This window comes from Citrobacter sp. GW821-FHT02E08 (genome assembly GCF_059421685.1).
Genome location: NZ_JBWKVL010000010.1, coordinates 43,254 through 67,002 on the forward strand (window position 1 = coordinate 43,254; position 23,749 = coordinate 67,002).

A 23,749-nucleotide genomic window follows, 5' to 3' on the forward strand; every position below is an offset into this window, starting at 1 on the left:
ACTACTGTGAATGTGTCTAAAGTAAACATAAGAAATATTTGGGTTGTCGTCTGTTTTTCAACCTCGATTGTTGAATTTTTGTTAAGCCATTGGATGGTGTAGTGTTCTTTTTCCAGGGTCAGGAAAAAAAGGATATTCAGGAGAAAATGTGCCACATATCCGTCAGTTATGCTGGGTCGGTTTGCTATGCTTGAGTGGCTCTGCCGCCGCCGCGAATGTCCGTCTACAGGTTGAAGGTTTGTCGGGAGCGCTGGAAAAAAACGTCCGTGCTCAATTGTCGACGATTCAGGGTGACGAAGTCACGCCCGACCGGCGCTTTCGCGCGCGCGTTGATGATGCTATCCGCGAAGGGTTAAAAGCGCTGGGCTATTACGAGCCGACCATTGAATTTGATTTACGTCCACCTCCGGCGAAAGGGCGTCAGGTATTGATTGCCAAAGTCACGCCGGGTCAGCCGGTGTTGATTGGCGGCACTGAAGTCATTTTACGCGGTGGCGCGCGGACTGATAAAGATTATCTGTCCTTGCTGAAAACGCGGCCGGCACTGGGAACCGTGCTGGATCACAGTGACTATGACAACTTCAAAAAGTCGTTAACCAGCGTTGCGCTGCGTAAAGGGTATTTCGACAGCGAATTTAAAAAGAGCCAGTTGGGCATTGCGCTGGATCGCCATCAGGCGTTCTGGGACATCGACTATGATAGCGGTGAACGTTACCGCTTCGGGCATGTCACGTTTGAAGGTTCGCAGATTCGTGACGAATACCTGCAACATCTGGTGCCGTTCAAAGAGGGCGATGAGTACCAGTCGAAAGATCTGGCGGAGCTGAACCGCCGCCTCTCAGCCACCGGATGGTTTAACTCCGTGGTTGTCGCCCCTGAGTTCGATAAGGCCCGCAAAACGAAAGTCCTGCCGCTGAAAGGCGTTGTGTCACCGCGCGTAGAAAACACCATCGAAACCGGTGTGGGCTATTCGACCGACGTTGGACCGCGCGTGAAAGCCACGTGGAAAAAACCGTGGATGAACTCTTACGGCCACAGCCTGACGACCAGTACCAGTATTTCGGCGCCGGAACAGGTGCTTGATTTCAGTTATAAAATGCCACTGCTGAAGAACCCGCTGGAGCAATATTATCTGGTTCAGGGCGGCTTTAAGCGCACGGATCTCAACGATACCGAATCAGACTCCACCACGCTCGCCGTCTCCCGCTATTGGGATCTTTCCAGCGGCTGGCAGCGTGCCATCAATCTGCGCTGGAGTCTTGACCACTTTACCCAAGGGGAAGTCACTGACACCACCATGCTGCTTTATCCTGGGGTGATGATAAGCCGGACGCGCTCACGCGGCGGTCTGATGCCGACGTGGGGGGATTCGCAGCGCTATTCTATTGATTATTCCAATACGGCCTGGGGTTCCGATGTCGATTTCTCGGTCTTTCAGGCGCAAAACGTCTGGATACGCACCCTGTACGATCGCCATCGTTTTGTAACGCGTGGCAATTTCGGTTGGATCGAAACCGGCGACTTTGACAAAGTGCCACCGGATCTGCGTTTCTTCGCCGGGGGCGACCGCAGTATTCGCGGCTATAAATACAAATCTATCTCGCCAGAATACAGCAACGGCGATCTGAAAGGGGCCTCGAAGCTGGTGACCGGCTCGCTGGAGTACCAGTACAACGTGACCGGGAAATGGTGGGGCGCGGTGTTCGTTGATAGCGGCGAAGCGGTCAGTGATATTCGTAAAAGCGACTTCAAAACGGGCGCTGGCGTGGGCGTACGCTGGCAATCTCCTGTCGGGCCAATCAAGCTCGATATCGCTGCTCCCGTCGGCGATAAAGAAGAAAATGGTATGCAGTTTTACATCGGTCTGGGGCCAGAATTATGAGTCTATGGAAGAAAATAAGCCTCGGCGTACTGATTTTTATTCTGCTGCTGTTGGGAACAGTGGCGTTTCTGGTGGGGACCACAACGGGGCTGCACCTGATCTTCAATGCGGCGAATCGTTGGGTGCCGGGGCTGGAGATCGGTCAGGTCACGGGAGGCTGGCGTGATTTGTCGCTGAAGAACCTGCGCTATGATCAACCCGGCGTGGCGGTCAATGCGGGCGAGGTGCATCTGGCCCTCAAACTCGACTGTCTGTGGAACAGCAGCCTGTGCGTTAACGATCTGTCGCTGAAAGACATTCGCGTTGCCATCGACAGTAAAAAAATGCCGCCGTCTGAAGCGGCGGTGGAAGAAGAGGACAGCGGCCCGCTGAACCTTTCCACGCCTTATCCGATCACGCTTTCACGCGTGGCGCTCAATAACATCAACCTCAAAATTGATGACACGACGGTCTCGGTGCTGGATTTCACCTCCGGCCTGAACTGGCAGGAGAAAACCCTGACCCTGAAGCCGACATCGCTTCAGGGACTGCTCATCGCCTTGCCAAAGGTGGTGGAGGTCGCGAAGGAAGAGGTGGTTGAGCCGAAGATCCAGAACCCGCAACCCAATGAAAAACCGCTGGGCGAGACGCTGAAAGATCTCTTCTCCAGGCCGGTGCTGCCGGAAATGACCGATGTGCATTTGCCGCTCAATCTTAACATCGAAGAATTTCGCGGCGAGCAGTTGCGTATTACCGGTGATACCGATCTGACGGTACACACTCTGCTGCTGAAGGTGAGCAGTATCGATGGCAATATGAAGCTGGATGCGCTGGATATCGACTCCAGCAAGGGGAGCGTCAATGCCACCGGCAGCGCGCAACTGAGCGACACCTGGCCGGTAGATTTCACCCTTAACAGCACGCTGAATATCGACCCGCTCAAAGGCGAAAAGGTGAAGCTGAAAGTGGGCGGCGCGCTGCGCGAGCAACTGGAGCTTGGCGTTAATCTTTCAGGTCCGGTCGATATGGTTCTGCGCGGCCAGACGCGTCTGGGGGAAGCGGGATTACCGCTGAATCTGGAGATCGTTAGCCAGCAACTCTCCTGGCCATTTACCGGCGACAAGCAGTTTCAGGCAGACGATCTTAAACTCAAGCTCACCGGCAAGATGACCGACTATACGCTGTCGATGCGTACGGCGGTGAAGGGGCAGGATATTCCTCCGGCCACCATTACTCTGGATGCGAAAGGCAACGAGCAGCAGGTAACTCTCGATAAACTTACCGTTGCGGCGCTGGAAGGCAAAACCGAACTGAAGGCGCTGCTCGACTGGCAGAAGGCGATCAGCTGGCGCGGTGAACTGATGCTGGATGGCATCAATACGGCAAAAGAGATCCCCGACTGGCCTTCGAAGATCAATGGGTTGATTAAAACCCGGGGGAGCCTGTACGGCGGAACCTGGCAGATGGAAGTGCCAGAGCTCAAACTGACCGGCAACGTGAAGCAGAACAAACTTAACGTGAATGGTTCACTGAAGGGGAACAGCTACCTGCAGTGGATCATTCCGGGGCTGCATCTGGAACTGGGGCCAAACAGTGCGGATGTGAAAGGCGAGCTGGGGGTAAAAGATCTCAATCTTGACGCCGCCATCGACGCGCCTGGGCTTGATAATGCGCTGCCGGGGCTGGGCGGGACGGCAAAAGGGCTAGTGAAAATACGCGGTACGGTTGACGCGCCGCAACTGCTGGCGGATATCACAGCACGCGGTCTGCGCTGGCAGGAGCTTTCGGTGGCGCAGGTTCGTGTGGAAGGCGACGTCAAATCCACCGACCAGATTGCCGGAAATCTCAATGTTCGCGTTGAGCGAATTGTGCAGCCTGACGTCAATATCAATCTTGTGACGCTGAATGCCAAAGGCAGTGAAAAGCAACATGAACTGCAACTGCGGATTCAGGGTGAGCCGGTTTCCGGGCAGCTTGATCTGGCGGGAAGCTTCGACCGTAAGGAAGAACGCTGGAAAGGCGCCCTCAGCAATACACGCTTTCAGACGCCGGTTGGCCCGTGGTCTCTGAACCGCGCCATCGCGCTGGATTACCGCAATCAGGAACAGAAGATCAGTATTGGGCCGCACTGCTGGACGAACCCGAATGCCGAACTGTGCGTACCGCAAACCATTGATGCGGGCGCAGAAGGGCGGGCGGTGGTCAACCTTAACCGTTTTGACCTCGCGATGCTGAAACCGTTTATGCCGGATGCCACGCAGGCCAGCGGCGTATTTAGCGGCAAGGCCGACGTGGCCTGGGACACCACCAAAGAAGGGCTACCTCAGGGACAGATTACGCTCAACGGTCGTAATGTGAAGGTGACGCAAACCGTCAACGACGCGCCGCTGCCGGTGGCGTTTGAAACGCTGAACCTGACTGCCGATCTCCACAACAATCGCGCGGAACTGGGCTGGCTGATTCGCCTGACCAACAACGGTCAGTTAGACGGGCAACTGCAGGTGACTGACCCACAAGGCCGACGCAATCTTGGCGGTAACGTCAATATCCGTAATTTCAACCTGGCGATGGTGAACCCCATTTTCTCGCGGGGTGAGAAAGCGGCGGGAATGTTGAATGCCAACCTGCGGTTAGGCGGCGATGTGCAAAGCCCGCAGATGTTTGGTCGATTGCAGCTCAGTGGTCTGGATGTCGATGGCAACTTTATGCCGTTTGATATGCAGCCGAGCCAGCTTTCGATGAACTTCAACGGCACACGTTCCACGCTCGCCGGGGTGGTGAGTACCCATCAGGGGCAAATTAACCTGAGCGGCGATGCGGACTGGAGCCAGATCGACAACTGGCGTGCGCGTGTCGCGGCGAAAGGCAGTCGGGTGCGGATCACCGTACCGCCGATGGTGCGCCTCGATGTCTCGCCGGATGTGGTGTTTGAGGCGACGCCGAGTCTGTTCACCCTCGATGGTCGGGTGGATGTGCCGTGGGCGCGTATTGTCGTGCATGATCTACCGGAAAGTGCGGTGGGCGTCTCCAGCGATGAGGTGATGCTTAACAATAACCTGCAGCCCGAGAAGCCGCAGAGCACCGCAATTCCGATCAACAGCAACCTGACTATTCATGTCGGTAATAACGTTCGTATGAGTGCGTTTGGGCTGAAAGCGCGTCTGACCGGCGATCTGAAAGTCGCGCAGGACAAGCAAGGTCTGGGGCTGAACGGGCAGATCAACATTCCGGAAGGCCGCTTCCATGCCTATGGTCAGGATCTCATTGTGCGTAAAGGCGAGCTGTTGTTCTCGGGTCCTCCGGATCAGCCGCTGCTCAACATCGAAGCCATCCGTAATCCGGAGGCCACCGAAAACGATGTGATCGCCGGTGTGCGTGTTACCGGAACGGCCGATGAACCGAAGGCGGAGATCTTCTCTGACCCGGCGATGTCCCAACAGCAAGCGCTCTCTTATCTGTTGCGCGGCCAGGGGCTGGACAGCGATCAAAGCGACAGTGCGGCGATGACATCGATGCTTATTGGTCTGGGGGTTGCACAAAGTGGTCAGGTTGTGGGTAAAATCGGGGAGACGTTTGGCGTAAGCAATCTGGCGCTGGACACGCAGGGGGTAGGCGACTCATCCCAGGTGGTGGTCAGCGGGTATGTACTGCCAGGTCTACAGGTGAAATATGGTGTGGGTATATTTGACTCTTTAGCGACACTCACGCTACGTTATCGTCTGATGCCCAAGCTATATCTGGAAGCGGTGTCTGGCGTAGATCAGGCACTGGATTTGCTCTATCAGTTCGAGTTTTAGCAATGCGAATATTTGTCTACGGCAGTTTACGACGCAAACAGGGCAACAGCCACTGGATGACCAACGCCCAGTTGCTGGGCAACTACAGTATCGATAACTACCAGTTGTACAGTCTGGGCCACTATCCAGGCGCAGTTCCGGGAAACGGGACGGTACACGGTGAAGTTTATCGTATTGATAATGCTACGCTGGCCGAGCTTGATGCCTTGCGCACCAGGGGCGGTGAATACGCACGCCAGTTGATCCAGACGCCGTACGGGAGTGCATGGATGTATGTGTACCAACGTTCGGTTGACGGTTTAACGTTGATTGAAAGCGGCAACTGGTTAGATAAAGACCAGTACTAAGATGAACACGCCACCTTCGGGTGGCGTTGTTTTTTTCGCGTACTGCTTCTGCAAGCATAAAAAAACACCGCCGAAGCAGTGTTTTTTAATTCGCGGTAAGAATTACTTCTTCGCAGCGCGCTCGAAGGACGCAACGATTTCAGCTTTCGCTGCTTCTGCGTTGTCCCAACCGTCAACTTTAACCCACTTGCCTTTTTCGAGGTCTTTGTAGTGCTCGAAGAAGTGAGTGATTTGGGCTTTCAGCAGTTCCGGCAGATCGTTCACATCTTTGATGTGATCGTATTCTTTGCTCAGCTTGGTGTGCGGCACTGCAACCAGTTTCGCATCTTCACCGGCTTCGTCGGTCATTTTCAGAACGCCAACTGGACGGCAACGAATGACAGAACCCGGCTGCAGCGGGTACGGCGTCGGGACCAGAACGTCTACCGGATCACCGTCCAGGGACAGGGTGTGGTTGATGTAGCCGTAGTTGCACGGATAGAACATCGCGGTAGACATGAAACGGTCAACGAACAGTGCGCCGCTCTCTTTGTCAATTTCGTATTTGATCGGATCGGCATTTGCCGGGATCTCGATAACAACGTAGATATCTTCAGGCAGGTCTTTACCCGCTGGGACGTTGAGTAAGCTCATGTCTGTTTCCTTTAAAATGTATGGCAAACAAGTGGCAAGTATTATAGCCAACTCGTGGCGAAAGTCTTCGCTTGTTTTCGTATCCATCCATGATCCCCCGCTGTTTTTAGCGCGTTCGCATGACAGAAAAATCCATAACAACAGCTGCATTTTTCATAAGAAAATGGAAGCGATTACAAACTTGTGATTAACGTTTTATTTACTTTTTTGAAGTGTGATGTAACGCAATTCGTTACATGTTCCATTGTCTATAGTTTTTCCGCGACTGTTTGTTAATCAACGATAACTCACCCGACGAGGACGCACTTATGTGGAAGCGCTTACTTTTAGTCACAGCAGTTTCGGCAGCTATGTCGTCTATGGCGATGGCAGCCCCTTTAACCGTAGGATTTTCGCAGGTCGGCTCTGAGTCTGGCTGGCGCGCCGCTGAAACAAACGTGGCGAAAAGTGAAGCTCAGAAACGCGGCGTTACGTTAAAAATCGCCGACGGTCAGCAAAAACAGGAAAACCAAATTAAAGCGGTGCGCTCATTTGTGGCCCAGGGCGTGGATGCTATTTTCATCGCGCCGGTGGTGGCAACGGGTTGGGAACCGGTGTTGAAAGAAGTCAAAGATGCCGGGATCCCCGTGTTCTTGCTCGATCGTTCCATTGATGTCAAAGACAAATCTCTCTATATGACCACCGTGACCGCCAACAACGTGCTGGAAGGGCAACTGATTGGCGACTGGCTGATTAAAGAGGTGAATGGTAAGCCATGTAACGTGGTGGAACTGCAGGGGACGGTCGGTGCCAGCGTGGCGATAGATCGTAAGAAAGGGTTTGCGGAAGCCATCGCCAAAGCGCCAAACATCAAAATCATTCGCTCGCAGTCTGGCGACTTTACCCGCAGTAAAGGTAAAGAGGTGATGGAAAGCTTTATCAAGGCGGAAAACAACGGCAAGAACATCTGCATGGTCTACGCCCATAACGATGACATGGTGATCGGCGCGATTCAGGCGATTAAAGAAGCCGGTCTGAAGCCAGGCAAAGATATCCTTACTGGCTCTATCGACGGGGTTCCGGATATCTTTAAAGCGATGATGGACGGAGAAGCGAACGCCAGCGTTGAGCTGACGCCGAACATGGCGGGGCCCGCTTTTGACGCGCTGGAGAAATATAAGAAAGACGGCACTATGCCTGAGAAGCTGACCATTACTAAATCGGTCCTCTACCTGCCGGATACCGCCAAAGAAGAGTTAGAGAAGAAGAAAAAGATGGGTTACTGATTTAGCCCCAGGTCGCCCGTAGGCCGGATAAGGTGTTTACACCGCCATCCGGCATAACATTGCCTGATGGCGCTTCGCTTATCAGGCCTACGGGGCGCCACGCGTTGTACCGGAGGAACCATGACTATCGAACAACATCAGGAAATCCTCCGTACAGAAGGATTAAGCAAATTTTTTCCCGGCGTCAAAGCGCTGGATAATGTCGATTTTAGTCTGCGTCGCGGCGAAATTATGGCGCTGCTGGGGGAAAACGGCGCGGGGAAATCGACGCTGATCAAGGCGTTGACCGGTGTGTACCATGCGGAACGCGGCACTATCTGGCTGGAAGGTCAGACTATCTCGCCTAAAAATACCGCCCACGCCCAACAGCTGGGTATCGGTACGGTCTATCAGGAAGTGAATCTGCTGCCGAACATGTCGGTGGCGGATAACCTGTTTATCGGACGCGAACCTCGTCGTTTTGGCCTGTTGCGGCGCAAAGAGATGGAAAGGCGCGCCACCGAGCTGATGGCTTCTTACGGATTTTCTCTCGATGTTCGCGAGCCGCTGAACCGTTTTTCAGTGGCGATGCAGCAAATCGTGGCGATTTGTCGGGCCATCGATCTTTCCGCGAAGGTGCTGATCCTCGACGAACCGACCGCCAGTCTGGATACCCAGGAAGTCGACATGCTGTTTGGGCTGATGCGCCATCTGCGCGATCGCGGCGTCAGCCTGATTTTCGTGACGCATTTTCTCGATCAGGTGTATCAGGTCAGCGATCGGATCACCGTACTGCGCAATGGCAGCTTTGTCGGCTGCCGTGAAACGCGCGAACTCCCGCAGATCGAACTGGTGAAAATGATGCTGGGGCGTGAGTTAGATACCCATGCCTTGCAGCGTGCAGGAAGAACCCTGTTGAGTGACAAACCGGTAGCGGCATTCAAAAACTATGGCAAAAAGGGGACCATCGCACCTTTTGATCTGGAAGTTCGCCCAGGGGAGATCGTCGGCCTGGCGGGGCTTTTAGGATCAGGGCGTACGGAAACCGCAGAGGTGATCTTCGGGATCAAACCGGCAGACAGCGGCAGCGCGATGTTCAAAGGCAAACTGCAAACGCTACGCTCGCCGCACCAGGCATCGTGTCTGGGAATCGGCTTCTGCCCGGAGGACAGGAAAACGGATGGCATTATTGCTGCCGCCAGCGTACGGGAAAATATTATTCTGGCGTTACAGGCGCAGCGTGGCTGGTTACGACCGATTCCCCGCAAAGAGCAAAATGACATTGCCGAACGCTTTATTCGCCAGTTGGGTATTCGCACCCCGAGTGCCGATCAACCGATTGAATTTCTTTCCGGCGGCAATCAGCAAAAAGTGCTGTTGTCACGCTGGCTACTGACCAAACCGCAGTTCCTGATCCTCGATGAACCCACGCGCGGTATTGACGTTGGCGCCCATGCGGAGATCATCCGCCTGATCGAAACGCTGTGCGCAGACGGTCTGGCGTTGTTGGTGATTTCGTCCGAACTGGAAGAGCTGGTGGGGTATGCGGATCGCGTGATTATCATGCGCGATCGCAAACACGTGGCGGAGATCCCGCTGGCAGAACTGTCCGTACCGGCGATCATGAACGCCATTGCGGCCTAAGGAGGTAATCGTGATGCCTCAATCTCTCCCTCAGTCTACCCCGCCGAAAAAGCGCTTTCGCTGGTCGACGGGGATGCCGCAACTGGTGGCGTTAGCGTTGGTGCTGCTGGTGGATAGCGTTGTGGCGCCGCACTTCTGGCAGGTGATATTGCAGGATGGGCGTCTCTTCGGTAGTCCGATTGATATTCTCAACCGCGCCGCGCCTGTGGCGCTGTTGGCGATCGGTATGACGCTGGTGATTGCCACCGGGGGTATCGATCTTTCTGTCGGGGCGGTGATGGCGATAGCCGGGGCAACCACTGCCGCCATGACGGTCGCCGGGCACAGTTTACCTGTCGTTCTGCTTGCTGCGCTGGGAACGGGGGTTCTCGCGGGGTTATGGAACGGCATTCTGGTGGCGATCCTGAAAATTCAGCCGTTTGTCGCGACGCTGATCCTGATGGTCGCCGGGCGTGGGGTCGCGCAACTGATTACCTCCGGACAGATCGTGACCTTCAACGCGCCGAATCTCTCGTGGTTTGGCAGCGGCTCGCTGTTGCTGTTGCCGACGCCGGTCATTATCGCCGTATGTACGCTGGTGCTGTTCTGGTTGTTGACCCGCAAAACGGCGCTGGGGATGTTTATTGAAGCCGTAGGAATCAACATCCGGGCAGCCAAAAATGCCGGGGTAAACACGCGAATTATTGTCATGCTCACCTATGTTCTGAGCGGCGTGTGCGCCGCCATCGCCGGGATCATTGTCACCGCAGACATTCGCGGAGCAGACGCCAATAACGCCGGATTATGGCTGGAGCTGGACGCCATTCTGGCGGTGGTGATTGGCGGCGGGTCGCTGATGGGAGGGCGGTTTAATCTGCTGCTTTCGGTAATAGGCGCGTTGATTATCCAGGGGATGAATACCGGGATTTTACTGTCTGGCTTTCCGCCGGAGATGAATCAGGTCGTTAAAGCCGTCGTCGTACTGTGTGTGCTGATTGTGCAGTCTCAGCGCTTTATCAGCGTGATAAAAGGAGTGCGTGGTCATGATAAAACGTAATTTGCCGTTAATGATCACCCTCGGGGTCTTTGTGCTGGGTTATCTCTGGTGCCTGACGCAGTTTCCCGGTTTCGCCTCCACGCGAGTTATCTGCAACATCCTGACCGATAACGCGTTCTTAGGGATTATCGCCGTTGGGATGACCTTTGTGATCCTCTCCGGCGGGATCGATCTCTCCGTCGGGTCGGTGATCGCCTTCACCGGTGTGTTTCTGGCGAAAGCCATCGGTGACTGGGGAATTTCGCCGCTGTTGGCGTTTCCGCTGGTGCTGACGATGGGCTGTGGGTTTGGGGCATTCATGGGACTGCTGATTGATGCGCTGAAGATCCCGGCGTTTATCATTACCCTCGCGGGGATGTTCTTCCTGCGCGGCGTCAGCTATCTGGTTTCCGAAGAGTCGATTCCGATCAACCATCCCGTGTATGACACGCTCTCGAGTCTGGCGTGGAAAATCCCCGGCGGCGGTCGTCTGAGCGCGATGGGGCTGCTGATGCTGGCGGTGGTGGTGGTAGGGATCTTTCTGGCTCATCGTACGCGGTTTGGTAATCAGGTTTACGCCATTGGCGGGAGTGCGATTTCGGCGAACCTGATGGGCATTTCAACGCGCAGCACGACCATTCGCATCTATATGCTCTCGACCGGGCTGGCGACGCTCGCCGGTATTGTGTTCTCTCTCTATACCCAGGCCGGTTACGCGCTGGCGGGTGTTGGCGTCGAGCTGGATGCCATCGCTTCGGTGGTGATAGGCGGCACGCTGTTGAGTGGCGGAGTGGGTACGGTGTTAGGCACACTCTTTGGTGTGGCAATCCAGGGGCTGATTCAGACCTACATTAACTTTGACGGGACGCTCAGTTCCTGGTGGACGAAAATCGCCATCGGCATTTTGTTGTTTATCTTTATTGCGTTACAACGAGCGCTGACGGTGTTGTGGGAGAATAGGCAGAATGCGGTGGTGACGCGTGTGGCGACAAAACCATAACGTGTCGGGCGGCGCTAACGCTTAACCGACCTACCGTTCGACATCAGAGACAGGCCCGATAAGCGAAGCGCCATCGGGCCTTTTCAACGACAGGGATTACGCGTCCGGGTACTCACGGATAAAGCGTTCGACGTCTTCCACCATATGGTTGTTACCCACGAAGAACGAACGACGCTGGTGCAGGCTTTCCGGGGTGATATCCAGAATGCGCTCTTTGCCGTCACTGGCTTTGCCGCCGGCTTGTTCAGCCAGGAACGCCATCGGGTTGCATTCGTACAGCAGGCGCAGTTTCCCGTCCGGGTGGCTAGCGGTGCTTGGGTAGAGGTAGATCCCGCCTTTGAGCAGGTTACGATGGAAATCCGCCACCAGAGAACCAATGTAGCGCGAGGTGTACGGGCGCTGTGTTGGCTTGTCTTCTTCCTGGCAGAACTTGATGTATTTCTTCACGCCCATCGGGAAACGAATGTAGTTGCCTTCGTTAATGGAATAGGTGCTTCCTTTTGCCGGAAAACGCATACGCTCCTGGCTGAGGCAGAAAACGCCGAGAGAGGGATCGTAGGTAAAGGCATGTACGCCGCAACCGGTGGTATAGACCAGCATGGTTGAGGAACCGTAAACGACGTAACCCGCAGCGACCTGCTTGTTGCCGGGTTGCAGGAAATCTTCTTCGGTAACCGGGGTGCCAACAGGCGTAACACGGCGGTAAATGGAGAAAATTGTGCCGACAGAGACGTTCACATCGATGTTGGAAGAGCCATCCAGGGGATCCATCAGGACAACATACTTCGCGTGTTCACACCCTTCAAAGACGACAATCTCATCTTCTTCTTCAGAGGCGATACCCGCAACAATATCACGCGCCTTCAGTGCAGCTTTCAGTTTTTCGTTCGCAAACAGGTCGAGTTTTTGTTGAACTTCGCCCTGTACGTTCTCAGCACCGCTGGCACCCAGGATATCGACCAGTCCGGCCTTGTTGATATCGCGGTGGATGATCTTGGCGCCCAGTTTTATCGCCGACAGCAAAGCAGTGAGTTCACCCGTAGCATGAGAAAACTCGTGCTGCTTTTCGACAATAAATTCACCTAACGTTTTCATAACACTTTCCCTGCAATCAATGTGGAGTAAAGCGACCGAGGCAATCTTAACAAATATTCGCGGTGCCGCGCTTAGGTGAATCGCGCCAGCAAACTACGGAATCGCCTGAAATACATTTCTCAGTCGCATAACATGTGCGTAAAATGGCCCCCAGATTAAAAAAGGACAGTGACGTATGCGCATTCATATTTTGGGAATTTGTGGCACTTTCATGGGCGGTCTGGCGATGCTGGCGCGCTCGCTCGGTCATGAAGTAACGGGTTCGGACGCCAATGTGTATCCGCCGATGAGTACCTTACTTGAGAATCAGGGCATCTCTCTGATTCAGGGATATGATGCCAGCCAGCTCGACCCACAGCCGGATCTGGTCATTATCGGCAATGCGATGACCCGTGGTAATCCATGCGTTGAGGCGGTGCTGGAAAAAAACATTCCCTTCATGTCTGGCCCACAGTGGCTGCATGACTTTGTTCTGCGCGATCGCTGGGTGCTGGCAGTTGCGGGGACGCACGGCAAAACCACCACGGCGGGGATGGCGACCTGGATTCTGGAAGTCTGCGGTTACAAACCGGGCTTCGTGATTGGCGGCGTACCGGGCAACTTTGACGTCTCCGCTCGTCTCGGCGAGAGCGAGTTCTTCGTCATCGAGGCTGACGAGTACGACTGCGCGTTCTTCGACAAGCGCTCCAAGTTCGTTCACTACTGCCCGCGTACGCTGATCCTTAATAACCTTGAGTTTGATCACGCGGATATCTTTGACGACCTGAAAGCGATCCAGAAACAGTTCCACCATCTGGTCCGTATCGTCCCGGGACAAGGGAAGATCATCTGGCCTGAAAACGACATCAACCTGAAGCAGACGATGGCGATGGGATGCTGGAGTGAACAGGAACTGGTTGGCGAGCAGGGCCACTGGCAGGCGAAAAAACTGAACACCGAAGCCTCTGAGTGGGAAGTATGGCTGGACGGTGAGAAAGTGGGCGAAGTGAAGTGGGCGCTGGTTGGCGAACACAACATGCATAACGGGCTGATGGCGATTGCCGCCGCACGTCACGTGGGTGTGCTGCCGGCTGACGCGGCTAGCGCGCTGGGATCGTTTGTGAATGCGCGCCGCCGTCTGGAACTGCGCGGACAGGCCAATGGCGTGACGGTATATGATGATTTTGCGCATCATCCAACGGCCATTCTCGCGACCCTTGCTGCTCTGCGCGGTAAAGTGGGCGGCACTGCGCGGATCATCGCCGTACTGGAACCTCGCTCGAACACCATGAAGATGGGGGTCTGCAAAGACGATCTGGCACCGGCGTTAGGTCGTGCGGATGAAGTGTTCCTGCTGCAACCGCAACATATTCCGTGGCAGGTCGCGGAAGTCGCAGAAGCGTGTGTACAGCCTGCGCACTGGCATGCCGATGTGGAGACATTAGCGGATATGGTGGTGAAAACCGCCCAGCCAGGCGACCATATTCTGGTGATGAGCAACGGTGGATTCGGTGGGATCCATCAAAAACTGTTGGACAAACTCGCGGCGAAAGCGCAGCAGTGATCAACCGAATGTAATGTCATAATGGCCAGCGTAATCCTGCTGGCCTTTTTTATTCCTTCGCCCTGGCTGCGAAGGCTTTTTTTACTCGTTTTACGATGAATAACGGATCCCGGAACACTCTTCATGATGCCTGACTCCCTGAATCCCGATGTGATTTACCATAACGGTAAAATTTATACGGCAGATAAGTCCGATCAATTTTGTGAAGCTATCGCCATCAAACAAGGCTATATCACCGCTGTCGGCAGCAGTCATGAACTGCTGGCGCTGGCGGGGACACAAACGGAAGTGATCGACCTTGAAAAAAGGGTCGTGCTGCCAGGACTTATCGATAGTCATATGCATCCATTCTGGGGGGGCAAGCAGCTTCGCGGCTGTAATCTGAACTATGCGGCGTTGACTGTAGAAGAGACGCTGGCGCTTCTCCAGCAGCACCTGGATGAGGATCCGCTGAAGGAAGAAGACGACTGGCTATCCGTGCGTGCGTGGCAGCGTCAGGCGATGATCCCGGCGGGTGCCGATATGTGTCGTCAATCGCTGGATACGCTGAACACGCGCCGCCCGGTGGTGCTTTTTTCCAATGACTGCCATACGCTGGCAGCCAACAGCCGTGCGCTGGAGATGCTGGGCATCACCGAAGAGACCCCGGTTCCGGCGGATGGCAAAATCGGCCGGGATGAAGAAGGGCGTTTAAACGGTATTCTGGAAGATGCGCCAGCCATGCGCGCTTTCGACAGCATTCCAACCGGTACGCCGGAACAGTGCGTTCTGATTGCCCGGCACGTTCAAAGGGTACTGAATCAGCAGGGCGTGACCACGGTCATGGATACCCGGGTTTACGAAGAGCAGTTGAAGGCGTTCGCCGTGTTGCGTGATAGCGGCGAGTTGACCCTTCGGATGTGCGGCGCACGTGAAATTACGCCGGACAGCGTTGCCGGTCCGCAGGATGCCGCCCGCGCGCTGGATGAACTGGTTGACTTTAACCAACGCTGGAATGATCCGGTGTGGCAGCCCGCGCCTGGCTTTGGCGTCAGCCATGTGAAGTTCTTTGTTGATGGCGTGCTCCAGCCCCCGACCATGACCGCATCGCTGCTTCAGCCCTACCGTAAAAACAGAGGGACGCACGCACAACCTGACTGGCAGCCGACAGAAGACTACGGCGATCTCTACTTCACCCCCGAGGTATTTAATGCGCTGGTTAAAGAGTGCGGACGTACCGGTGTTCACCCGCATATGCATACGGTGGCGGAAGGGGCGATAGAAATGGCGCTTGATGCGTTGCAGGAGATGCGTCAGGCCTGGCCGCAGAAAGATGTCCGTCCGGGTCTTGCGCACAATGAACTTGCGGCGGCGCATCAGTATGCCCGTTTTGCTGAACTGGATGTCACGGCGGTACTCTCTTATCAGTGGGCGGGATTACCGGCGGTGTTGATTGATGAAGAGCGCGCCATGCTGGGTGAAGAGCGATTCCCGCATCTTGAACCGCAAGGGCGATTCCTTGATGCTGGTGCGCGTCTGGCGTATGGCAGTGACTGGCCAATCGACCGCCTTGATGAGTGGTATAACCTGCAAATTGCCATGACGCGCCGGGCGTGGGATGCCGAAGGTAACCCTGCGGGGCCACGTCTTGATAATGACCGCAATTTAACACTGACCGAAGTGTTGCGCTCCGCCACGATCGATGCGGCCTACATGATTGCCCGTGACGGTGAGGTCGGCTCTCTCGAACCGGGCAAGCTGGCCGATCTGATCGTCCTGAAAGACGATATCTTCAGCAATCCTCCCGAAACCTTATTTAAAACGCGCGTACTGCGTACGGTTGTCGGTGGCAAAGTGGTTTGGCAGGACGCCTGATAGTGTGAAATAAACAGCCTGTTTCTGTTACGGAAACAGGCTTATCTATTTATAGAATTGTATTTAAAAAGAATAAATACCGTCGAATCCATTTTGTTTTCGACGTTCTACAGCTTTACATATGAAATAAATTAATAAAATTAATGTAAATAATTTTATATGAATAGAACGCTTATTATGCTTTTCAAAATCCTACTCATATGTAAAAATTCGCGGTCTTTTTTTTATTATAAATAAACCTTTCAACGGTGCCTTTTAACAGCGCCAGGAGATGATACGGGAATGCCACAAAAACATCAGCTACGAAGAGTGCTTAAAACACCGGCCCTGGTCGCATTTGGTCTGGCGTATATGGTTCCGCTGGGAGTATTTACCACCTACGGACAGGTGACTGTCCTCAGTGAAGGGCATTTGCCTGTCGCTTATCTCGTGACCATTGCGACGATTCTGTTTACTGCGTTGAGTTACTGTCGTATGACCAGCGCGCTGCCGCTGGCAGGTTCTGCTTATTCCTATGTTCAGCGCAGTTTTGGCGGCAGAATGGGATTCTTAGTGGGATGGGCGCAGATTCTGGATTATTTATTCCTGCCAATTCTGAATTATCTTGTTTTAGGCATCTTCCTGCACGAAGCATTCCCGGCGATCCCGGCTCCTGTCTTTGTTCTGGCATCTATTATATCGGTCAGTCTGCTGAATATTCTTGGCGTACGACTGATGACATCCGTTAATTTTACATTAATCGCGGCACAGTTAATTTTTATCGTACTGTTTATCGCGCTTTCTTTTAGCCAGGCTGATTTGAGTCCGGATGCGCTGTTGCGTCCTCTGTTAGTCGACAGCGGGCATCTGGGCGGATTACTGGCCGGTGCGGCGGTGCTTTGCCTGGCATTTTTGGGGTTTGACGCTATCGCAACAATGGCGGAAGAGGCCGATGATGCGAAACGGACGTTACCTCGCGCCATTATCATTACCGTCCTCCTGGCGGGCGTCATCTTTATTGCCGTGTCGTATGCCGCGCATTTGATCTACCCGGACTGGCAATCGCTGATCCCGGTTCAGGATACCGCAAGCCTGGTGGTGTCGGAAAAAGTGGGTGGCAAATGGATGTACAACTTCTTTATGGCGGCCTACCTGACCGGCGTTTATGCCTCTGCCATGACGGCGCAGACCGGCGTATCGCGTATCTTCTATGCCATGGGACGTGAAGGCGTTTTGCCGAGAAAAATCTTTTTCCATCTGCATAAGCGTTTCCATACGCCGTATCGGGCGATTATTTTTGTGGCGCTGGTATCCCTGACGGCGCTGGAGTTGAGTCTGGATCTTGTCGTCTCGATGATCAGTTTCGGGGCGCTCGTCGCGTTTACATTTGTGAATCTCAGCGTCATCAAGCACTTCCTGATCAACGAACAACGCCGTGGCGTCGCCGCGCTGTTTCACTATGGTCTGCTGCCGTTACTGGGCGTAGGGATGTCGGTGTGGCTGTGGACGAACCTGGCGCCGGATGCGTTAAAAGTGGGCCTTGTGTGGCTGGCGGTTGGGTTTGCCTGGCTGCTGTACATGACGCGTGGTTTGCGCCAGTCGCCGCCGTCAGTCGATTATGATGAAATCGCTCACCTGATTGAGTAATTCTCTCTCCCGCGCACGCCGGTGCGCGGGTTGTCATTCACTTTTTTATCACCTGATATGCTGACCTGTAAAAAAGTAACATCAACAGAATCGACGCTCTTTCAGCGTCTGGACGCGCTGTACTCTACGGCTTTCCCCTGGCACGAACAGCGGGAGATGCACGCCAAACAACAGGCGATTGCCAGCCCGCATTACGCCCTGGAAGGGTGGTTTGAAGAAGAGTTGTTTGTTGGTCTGAGCGGATGCTGGACCTTTGACGACTACGTTTACGTTGAACATCTGGCGATTGACGGAACATTGCGCTCGCAGGGGTATGGCAAAGTCATACTCGGGCACATTCTTGCGCGCTCGCCAATGACGATTCTGGAGATTGATCCCCTGACGACGGACATCGCCGAAAAACGGCTGCGGTTTTACGAATCGATGGGATTTTTTGCGAATCCATGGCCGCACACGCATCCGGCGTATCATCCAGGCGTGGCCGGACATGCGTTAATTGTGCTGAGTTATCCGAAGCCGATAGATGCAGTGCACTATGAACGCTTCAATGCGGATTTATGTCACCGCGTCATGGCACCATAAGTAATAATGCCCCAGCGTTGCTGAGGCATCCAGGACGGAATTACGCTTCGTTTTCCGCCAGTTCACGCAGATACTGGAAGATCAAACGGGCCGACTTCGGCGGCTTGTTGCCTTCTTTCTCTTTTTGGGCATTGCGAACCAGAGAGCGAAGTTGCTGACGGTCGGCGTTTGGCCACAGGTTCAGCACTTCCGCTACTGCCTCATCCCCTTCAACGATCAGACGATCGCGCAGTTGCTCAAGCTTGTGAAACAGCACGACCTGTTGGTTGTGGCGATTCTTCAGCTTATCCAGTGCCTGGCGGATCGGATCTACATCGCGCTGACGCAACATTTTACCAATCAACTGCAACTGACGGCGGCGGCCTTCCATTTTAATACGCTGGGCCAGTTCAATGGCTGCACGCAGGTCCGCATCGAGCGGGATTTTATCCAGCGCGTTTTTCCCTAATTCCACCAGTTCCACACCCAGGCGTTTTAACTCCTCGGCGTCACGTTTAATTTCACTTTTACTGACCCAGATAATTTCATCGTCTTCGTCTTCGATGTCATCACCGGGAACGTCGTCGAGCCAGTCTTCGGGCTGCTTAGTCATGTCAGGCTCCTTTAAAAAAAGAGGCTAATGTTACCAGTTAAGATGCGCACTGAAAAACGGTTCTCTGTTAGACTTCAGAGAAACTCTCTCTACATTATGGCATTTGCGATGAAAGTAATCTCTCAAGTTGAAGCGCAGCGTAAGATTCTGGAAGAAGCGGTATCGACAGCGCTGGAGTTAGCGTCAGGCAAATCGGATGGTGCGGAAGTCGCCGTCAGTAAGACTACCGGTATCAGCGTGAGCACCCGTTATGGTGAAGTGGAGAACGTAGAATTCAATAGTGATGGCGCTCTGGGCATCACCGTGTATCACCAGAACCGTAAAGGCAGCGCGTCATCCACCGATTTAAGCCCGCAGGCAATTGCGCGTACCGTTCAGGCGGCGCTGGATATTGCCCGCTATACGTCGCCGGATCCGTGTGCAGGCGTGGCAGACAAAGAACTGCTGGCCTTTGACGCGCCGGACCTCGATCTGTTCCATCCCGCTGACGTCTCCCCGGATGAAGCCATTGAGCTGGCGGCGCGCGCCGAACAGGCTTCCCTGCAGGCGGATAAACGCATCACCAATACCGAAGGCGGCAGCTTTAACAGCCACTACGGCATTAAAGTGTTCGGCAACAGCCACGGTATGTTGCAGGGCTATTGCTCCACCCGTCATTCGCTTTCAAGCTGTGTTATCGCGGAAGAGAATGGCGAAATGGAGCGCGATTATGCCTACACCATTGGCCGCGCGATGAGCGATCTGCAAACGCCGGAATGGGTCGGTGCAGACTGTGCTCGCCGCACCCTGTCTCGCCTGTCGCCGCGCAAACTGTCCACCATGAAAGCGCCAGTGATTTTTGCCAATGAAGTGGCGACCGGGCTGTTTGGCCATCTGGTTGGCGCCATTGCGGGTGGCTCGGTGTATCGCAAGTCCACTTTCCTGCTCGACTCGCTGGGCAAACAGATCCTGCCAGAGTGGTTGACCATCGAAGAGCATCCGCATCTGCTGAAAGGGCTGGCCTCTTCACCGTTCGACGGTGAAGGCGTGCGTACGGAGCGTCGCGATATCGTTAAAGATGGCGTACTGACCCAGTGGCTGCTGACCAACTATTCTGCGCGTAAATTAGGGCTGAAAAGCACCGGGCATGCGGGCGGCATTCACAACTGGCGTATTGCCGGACAGGGCCTGAGTTTTGAGCAGATGCTTAAACAGATGGGTACGGGTCTGGTGGTTACTGAGCTGATGGGGCAAGGCGTGAGCGGCATTACCGGCGACTATTCCCGCGGTGCGGCGGGCTTCTGGGTCGAAAACGGTGAAATCCAGTACCCGGTGAGCGAGATAACCATTGCCGGTAACTTAAAAGAGATGTGGCGCAATATTGTGACCGTCGGTGATGATATTGAAATGCGTAGCAATATACAGTGTGGTTCAGTGCTGTTACCGGAGATGAAAATCGCCGGGCAGTAGTCTCAAATGGCGCGACCTGCCGCGCCATAAACTTCAATAATAAAAAGGAAGTGAGCAATGCGTAAAAACCTGTTAGCGATGCTGGCTGTGTCATCTCTCGTGCTGAGCTCGGCCAATGTGTTTGCGGCCGATCTTGAAGATGACATGGGGATCCTCAACGATAATTTGAAAGTGGTCGAGAAAACGGATAACGCAACGGAATTGAAAGATGCGTTAACTAAAATGCGTGCCGCCGCAGTGGACGCCCAAAAGGCCACTCCACCGAAACTGGAAAACAAATCCCCTGACAGCCCGGAAATGAAAGATTTCCGTCAAGGCTTAGAGACGCTGGTCGGTCAGATCGACGGTGCGCTTAAGCTGGCGAATGAAGGCAAAGTTACAGAGGCGAAAGCGGCGGCAGAAGCGTTAAAAACCACGCGCAACGAGAACCATAAGAAGTTTCGTTAATCGCTTTATCTCGGGCGGGGGATATCTGTTCTCCCGCTGAACGATTATTCCGTTACCTTTTTCTCAAATAACGGTACGAATAGTCGCGATGGGTAAGAGAAAAATCCGCCGTTTACCACGATGTGGATAAACGGCTTTCAGGATTAACGCAGGTGATGCACAACCTGATTACTGCTACCGCGCCAGATCAGCGCCGGGTCTTTTAAATCCTGCACAAACTTACCGTCGACCAACACGTTGATAAGGTCTACAACCTCCCTTTGTGCGGCGTCGAGTTCATCGAGTTTATAGCCGGTCCACACCCAGATATCTTTACCCGGGCACTCCGCGTGGATACGTTTCACCAGCTTGAGAATTTCCGGTACGTTTTGTGGATGCAACGGGTCACCGCCGGAGAGCGAAATACCCTGGCGTTTGACGCGCGTGTCGTTGAGATCGGCGATAATGCGGTCGGCCATTTCTTGGGTGAACGGCATCCCTGAGTTCACGCGCCAGGTACTTTTGTTGTAGCAGCCAGGGCATTCATGGACGCAGCCTGAAACAAACAGGGTGCAGCGGGTGCCGGGGCCATTGACGATATCGACAGGATAATATTGGTGATAATGCATTTTCGCTTCTCAATTGACGCCATTACTGCGGTGGCTGCTCTCACTCACCCGGGTCACTTACTTAATGTAAGCTCCCCGGGATTCATTCGTTTGCCGCCTTGTCCTGGCGCCAATTGATTTGCGAAAAACGTATTAATATGTGAAAGCGTTAAGCCGGGTCGTTGTAGGCCGGATAAGGTGCTTGCACCGCCATCCGGCATCTACGTATTGCAAACGGAAGATTAACCGATCTGCCCGTTACCCAAATGTTTAATGCGGCGCTTCACTTCTTCCTGCTTACCGGCGTTAAACGGACGTGCATCCGGGCTACCTAAATATCCGCATACGCGACGCGTAACCGAGACGCGCGCGGCATCGTGGTTGCCGCATTTCGGGCAGGTAAAGCCTTTGCTGGTGCACTCAAACTCACCGGTAAAGCCGCACTCGTAGCATTCGTCGATTGGCGTGTTGGTTCCGTAATACGGCACGTGCTGATAGCTGTAATCCCAGACGTCTTCCAGCGCCTTCAGGTTGTGCTGAATGTTCGGGTATTCGCCATAGCAAATGAAACCACCGTTCGCCAGCGGCGGGTAAGGCGCTTCAAAATCGATCTTGTCGTACGGGTTGACCTTTTTCTCGACGTCGAGGTGGAAGCTGTTGGTGTAGTAGCCTTTGTCCGTTACGCCAGCAATCACGCCAAACTCGGCGGTATCCAGACGGCAGAAGCGGTCACACAGGTTTTCACTCGGTGTGCTGTACAGACTGAAGCCGTAACCTGTTTCTTCTTTCCACTGATCGACAGCCTGACGCAGGCGTTCCACGATGGCGATACCTTTGGCACGAAGCGCTTCGCTGTCGTACAGATGCTCGTTGCCAAACAGGGCATTGATGGTTTCATGGATACCGATATAGCCCAGTGAAATGGACGCACGGCCATTTTTAAAGATTTCAGAAACGTCATCGTCCGCTTTCAGGCGCACACCGCAGGCACCTTCCATATAGAGGATTGGTGCAACACGTGCTTTAACCCCTTCAAGACGGGCGATGCGGGTCATCAGCGCTTTGCGCGCCAGCGCCAGACGGCTCTCCAGCAGTTTCCAGAAGGTCGCTTCATCACCGTGGGCTTCCAGCGCGATACGCGGCAGGTTCAGGCTAATGACGCCCAGATTGTTACGACCATCGTGGATCTGCTCGCCGTTTTCGTTTTCCCAGACGCCGAGGAAACTGCGGCAACCCATCGGAGTTTTGAACGAGCCGGTGACTTTCACCACCTGATCGTAGTTCAGGATGTCCGGATACATGCGCTTGCTTGCGCACTCTAGTGCCAGCTGTTTGATGTCGTAATTAGGATCGCCAAATTTGTGGTTCAGGCCATCGCGAATCGCGAACACCAGTTTCGGGAATACAGCGGTTTTACGGTTTTTACCCAGACCCGCAATACGATTACGCAGAATAGACTGCTGAATCAGACGAGATTCCCAGCTGGTGCCAAGGCCAAAACCAAAGGTCACGAACGGCGTCTGTCCATTGGCGGTGTGCAGCGTGTTCACTTCGTATTCCAGAGACTGGAATGCGTCATAGCACTCTTTCTCGGTACGGGAATGCGCATAGCCGTCTGCATCCGGGATTTGCCACTCTTCAGCGGTTTTACGGTGCTTATTGAAGCTGGCGGTAACAAACGGGGCCAGTACTTCATCAATACGGTTAATGGTGGTGCCACCATAAATATGGCTGGCAACCTGGGCGATGATCTGCGCGGTGACCGCTGTGGCGGTGGAGATGGATTTTGGCGGTTCGATCTCCGCGTTACCCATCTTAAAGCCCTGTGTCAGCATGCCTTTCAGATCGATCAGCATACAGTTGAACATCGGGAAGAACGGGGAGTAGTCGAGATCGTGATAGTGAATATCACCACGCTCATGTGCCTGCACTACATCGCGCGGCAGCAGATGCTGACGCGCATAGTGTTTAGCCACGATACCGGCCAGCAGATCGCGCTGGGTCGGGATCACTTTACTGTCTTTGTTGGCGTTTTCGTTGAGCAGTGCGGAGTTGGTTTGCTCGACCAGACCGCGGATCTCCTGGTTCAGGCGACCACGCTTCTCGCGCTGAATATCGCGATCGTGGCGATACTCGATATAGGCGCGGGCGAGTTGTTTGTACGGACCCGACATCAGTTGGTTTTCAACCGCGGTCTGGATGTCGTTGATATCGACCTGACTGCGCTCATTCATTTGGTTGCTAACGACTTCTGCGACGGTGGCGCAGTAATCTGCGTCATCGACTCCCGCTGCTTTAGCTGCACGCAGAATGGCTTCCTTGATGCGCTCTGATTTAAACGGCACTTTACAGCCATCACGTTTCATCACATGCGGTGTCATGATCACTCCATATTTATAAGAACAGGTTATCCACAGAGGCTGGGGAAGCATT

Annotated in this window: 18 protein-coding genes; 13 read left to right on the forward strand and 5 right to left on the reverse strand. The window is 54.1% G+C overall.

Features of this window, described 5'->3' with window-relative positions; all coding sequences use genetic code 11:
• The first annotated feature begins 148 nt into the window (after positions 1-148).
• From tamA to AC07UY_RS13930, 3 genes are read left to right on the forward strand one after another with little or no spacing between them, the layout of a single operon-like run.
• Positions 149-1,882: an autotransporter assembly complex protein TamA gene (gene tamA, locus AC07UY_RS13920; protein ID WP_494661219.1), complete on the forward strand. Its 1,734-nt coding sequence runs from the start codon at positions 149-151 to the stop codon at positions 1,880-1,882.
• Positions 1,879-5,658 (forward strand): autotransporter assembly complex protein TamB, encoded by a 3,780-nt coding sequence (gene tamB, locus AC07UY_RS13925; protein ID WP_494661218.1) that lies wholly within the window; start codon positions 1,879-1,881, stop codon positions 5,656-5,658. Before tamA ends, tamB begins: the two co-directional genes overlap by 4 nt.
• A 2-nt stretch (positions 5,659-5,660) precedes the next feature.
• Positions 5,661-6,005, forward strand: coding sequence for a gamma-glutamylcyclotransferase family protein (locus AC07UY_RS13930; RefSeq protein WP_203359149.1), 345 nt, complete (start codon positions 5,661-5,663; stop codon positions 6,003-6,005).
• 102 nt (positions 6,006-6,107) lie between these two features.
• On the opposite strand, the gene ppa is transcribed toward AC07UY_RS13930, so the two are convergent.
• Positions 6,108-6,638, reverse strand: a complete 531-nt coding sequence (ppa, locus tag AC07UY_RS13935) for an inorganic diphosphatase (RefSeq protein WP_203359148.1) — start codon at positions 6,636-6,638, stop codon at positions 6,108-6,110.
• Positions 6,639-6,946: 308 nt separating this feature from the next.
• On the opposite strand from ppa, the gene ytfQ reads away from it, so the two are divergent.
• The 4 genes from ytfQ to yjfF all read left to right on the forward strand — a co-directional run bounded on the left by ytfQ (position 6,947) and on the right by yjfF (position 11,541).
• Positions 6,947-7,903, forward strand: coding sequence for a galactofuranose ABC transporter substrate-binding protein YtfQ (ytfQ, locus tag AC07UY_RS13940; protein ID WP_494701427.1), 957 nt, complete (start codon positions 6,947-6,949; stop codon positions 7,901-7,903).
• A 120-nt stretch (positions 7,904-8,023) separates the two neighbouring features.
• Positions 8,024-9,526 (forward strand): galactofuranose ABC transporter, ATP-binding protein YtfR, encoded by a 1,503-nt coding sequence (ytfR, locus tag AC07UY_RS13945; RefSeq protein ID WP_494701426.1) that lies wholly within the window; start codon positions 8,024-8,026, stop codon positions 9,524-9,526.
• Positions 9,527-9,539: 13 nt separating this feature from the next.
• Positions 9,540-10,562: a galactofuranose ABC transporter, ATP-binding protein YtfT gene (gene ytfT / locus AC07UY_RS13950; RefSeq protein ID WP_301702021.1), complete on the forward strand. Its 1,023-nt coding sequence runs from the start codon at positions 9,540-9,542 to the stop codon at positions 10,560-10,562.
• Positions 10,549-11,541 carry a galactofuranose ABC transporter, permease protein YjfF gene (yjfF, locus tag AC07UY_RS13955; protein WP_494661216.1) on the forward strand — a complete coding sequence of 331 codons (993 nt, stop codon included), beginning with the start codon at positions 10,549-10,551 and terminating at the stop codon, positions 11,539-11,541. Before ytfT ends, yjfF begins: the two co-directional genes overlap by 14 nt.
• Before the next feature lie 96 nt (positions 11,542-11,637).
• Here yjfF and fbp read toward each other — a convergent pair whose 3' ends face one another.
• A complete protein-coding gene (gene fbp, locus AC07UY_RS13960) occupies positions 11,638-12,636 on the reverse strand; it encodes a class 1 fructose-bisphosphatase (protein WP_192610863.1) in 999 nt (332 codons plus the stop codon).
• Between the two features lie 175 nt (positions 12,637-12,811).
• Between fbp and mpl the strand changes: the two genes are divergently transcribed.
• The 4 genes from mpl (at position 12,812) to AC07UY_RS13980 (ending at position 18,241) form a co-directional block, all read left to right on the forward strand.
• Entirely contained in the window at positions 12,812-14,179 is a 1,368-nt protein-coding gene (gene mpl / locus AC07UY_RS13965; RefSeq protein ID WP_494701425.1) for a UDP-N-acetylmuramate:L-alanyl-gamma-D-glutamyl-meso-diaminopimelate ligase, read from the forward strand.
• Positions 14,180-14,302: 123 nt separating this feature from the next.
• The gene (locus tag AC07UY_RS13970; protein WP_494701424.1) at positions 14,303-16,033 is read left to right on the forward strand and encodes an amidohydrolase; all 1,731 of its coding nucleotides are present in this window, start codon (positions 14,303-14,305) and stop codon (positions 16,031-16,033) included.
• A 282-nt stretch (positions 16,034-16,315) separates the two neighbouring features.
• A complete protein-coding gene (locus AC07UY_RS13975; protein WP_203359142.1) occupies positions 16,316-17,659 on the forward strand; it encodes an APC family permease in 1,344 nt (447 codons plus the stop codon).
• 57 nt (positions 17,660-17,716) lie between these two features.
• Complete coding sequence (locus AC07UY_RS13980) at positions 17,717-18,241, forward strand: GNAT family N-acetyltransferase (protein ID WP_494661247.1); 525 nt, start codon at positions 17,717-17,719, stop codon at positions 18,239-18,241.
• 40 nt (positions 18,242-18,281) lie between these two features.
• Here AC07UY_RS13980 and yjgA read toward each other — a convergent pair whose 3' ends face one another.
• Positions 18,282-18,833, reverse strand: coding sequence for a ribosome biogenesis factor YjgA (gene yjgA / locus AC07UY_RS13985; protein WP_203359141.1), 552 nt, complete (start codon positions 18,831-18,833; stop codon positions 18,282-18,284).
• A gap of 96 nt (positions 18,834-18,929) precedes the next feature.
• Between yjgA and pmbA the strand changes: the two genes are divergently transcribed.
• Together pmbA and cybC are read left to right on the forward strand one after the other, a co-directional pair.
• Positions 18,930-20,282, forward strand: coding sequence for a metalloprotease PmbA (gene pmbA / locus AC07UY_RS13990; RefSeq protein ID WP_203359140.1), 1,353 nt, complete (start codon positions 18,930-18,932; stop codon positions 20,280-20,282).
• A 57-nt stretch (positions 20,283-20,339) separates the two neighbouring features.
• Positions 20,340-20,729, forward strand: a complete 390-nt coding sequence (gene cybC / locus AC07UY_RS13995; protein ID WP_203359139.1) for a cytochrome b562 — start codon at positions 20,340-20,342, stop codon at positions 20,727-20,729.
• Between the two features lie 143 nt (positions 20,730-20,872).
• Here the strand turns inward: cybC and nrdG are convergent, their stop codons facing one another.
• Both nrdG and nrdD read right to left on the reverse strand, forming a co-directional pair.
• The gene (nrdG, locus tag AC07UY_RS14000; RefSeq protein ID WP_494701423.1) at positions 20,873-21,337 is read right to left on the reverse strand and encodes an anaerobic ribonucleoside-triphosphate reductase-activating protein; all 465 of its coding nucleotides are present in this window, start codon (positions 21,335-21,337) and stop codon (positions 20,873-20,875) included.
• Positions 21,338-21,558: 221 nt separating this feature from the next.
• Positions 21,559-23,697, reverse strand: a complete 2,139-nt coding sequence (nrdD, locus tag AC07UY_RS14005; protein ID WP_203359137.1) for an anaerobic ribonucleoside-triphosphate reductase — start codon at positions 23,695-23,697, stop codon at positions 21,559-21,561.
• Between the last annotated feature and the right edge of the window lie 52 nt (positions 23,698-23,749).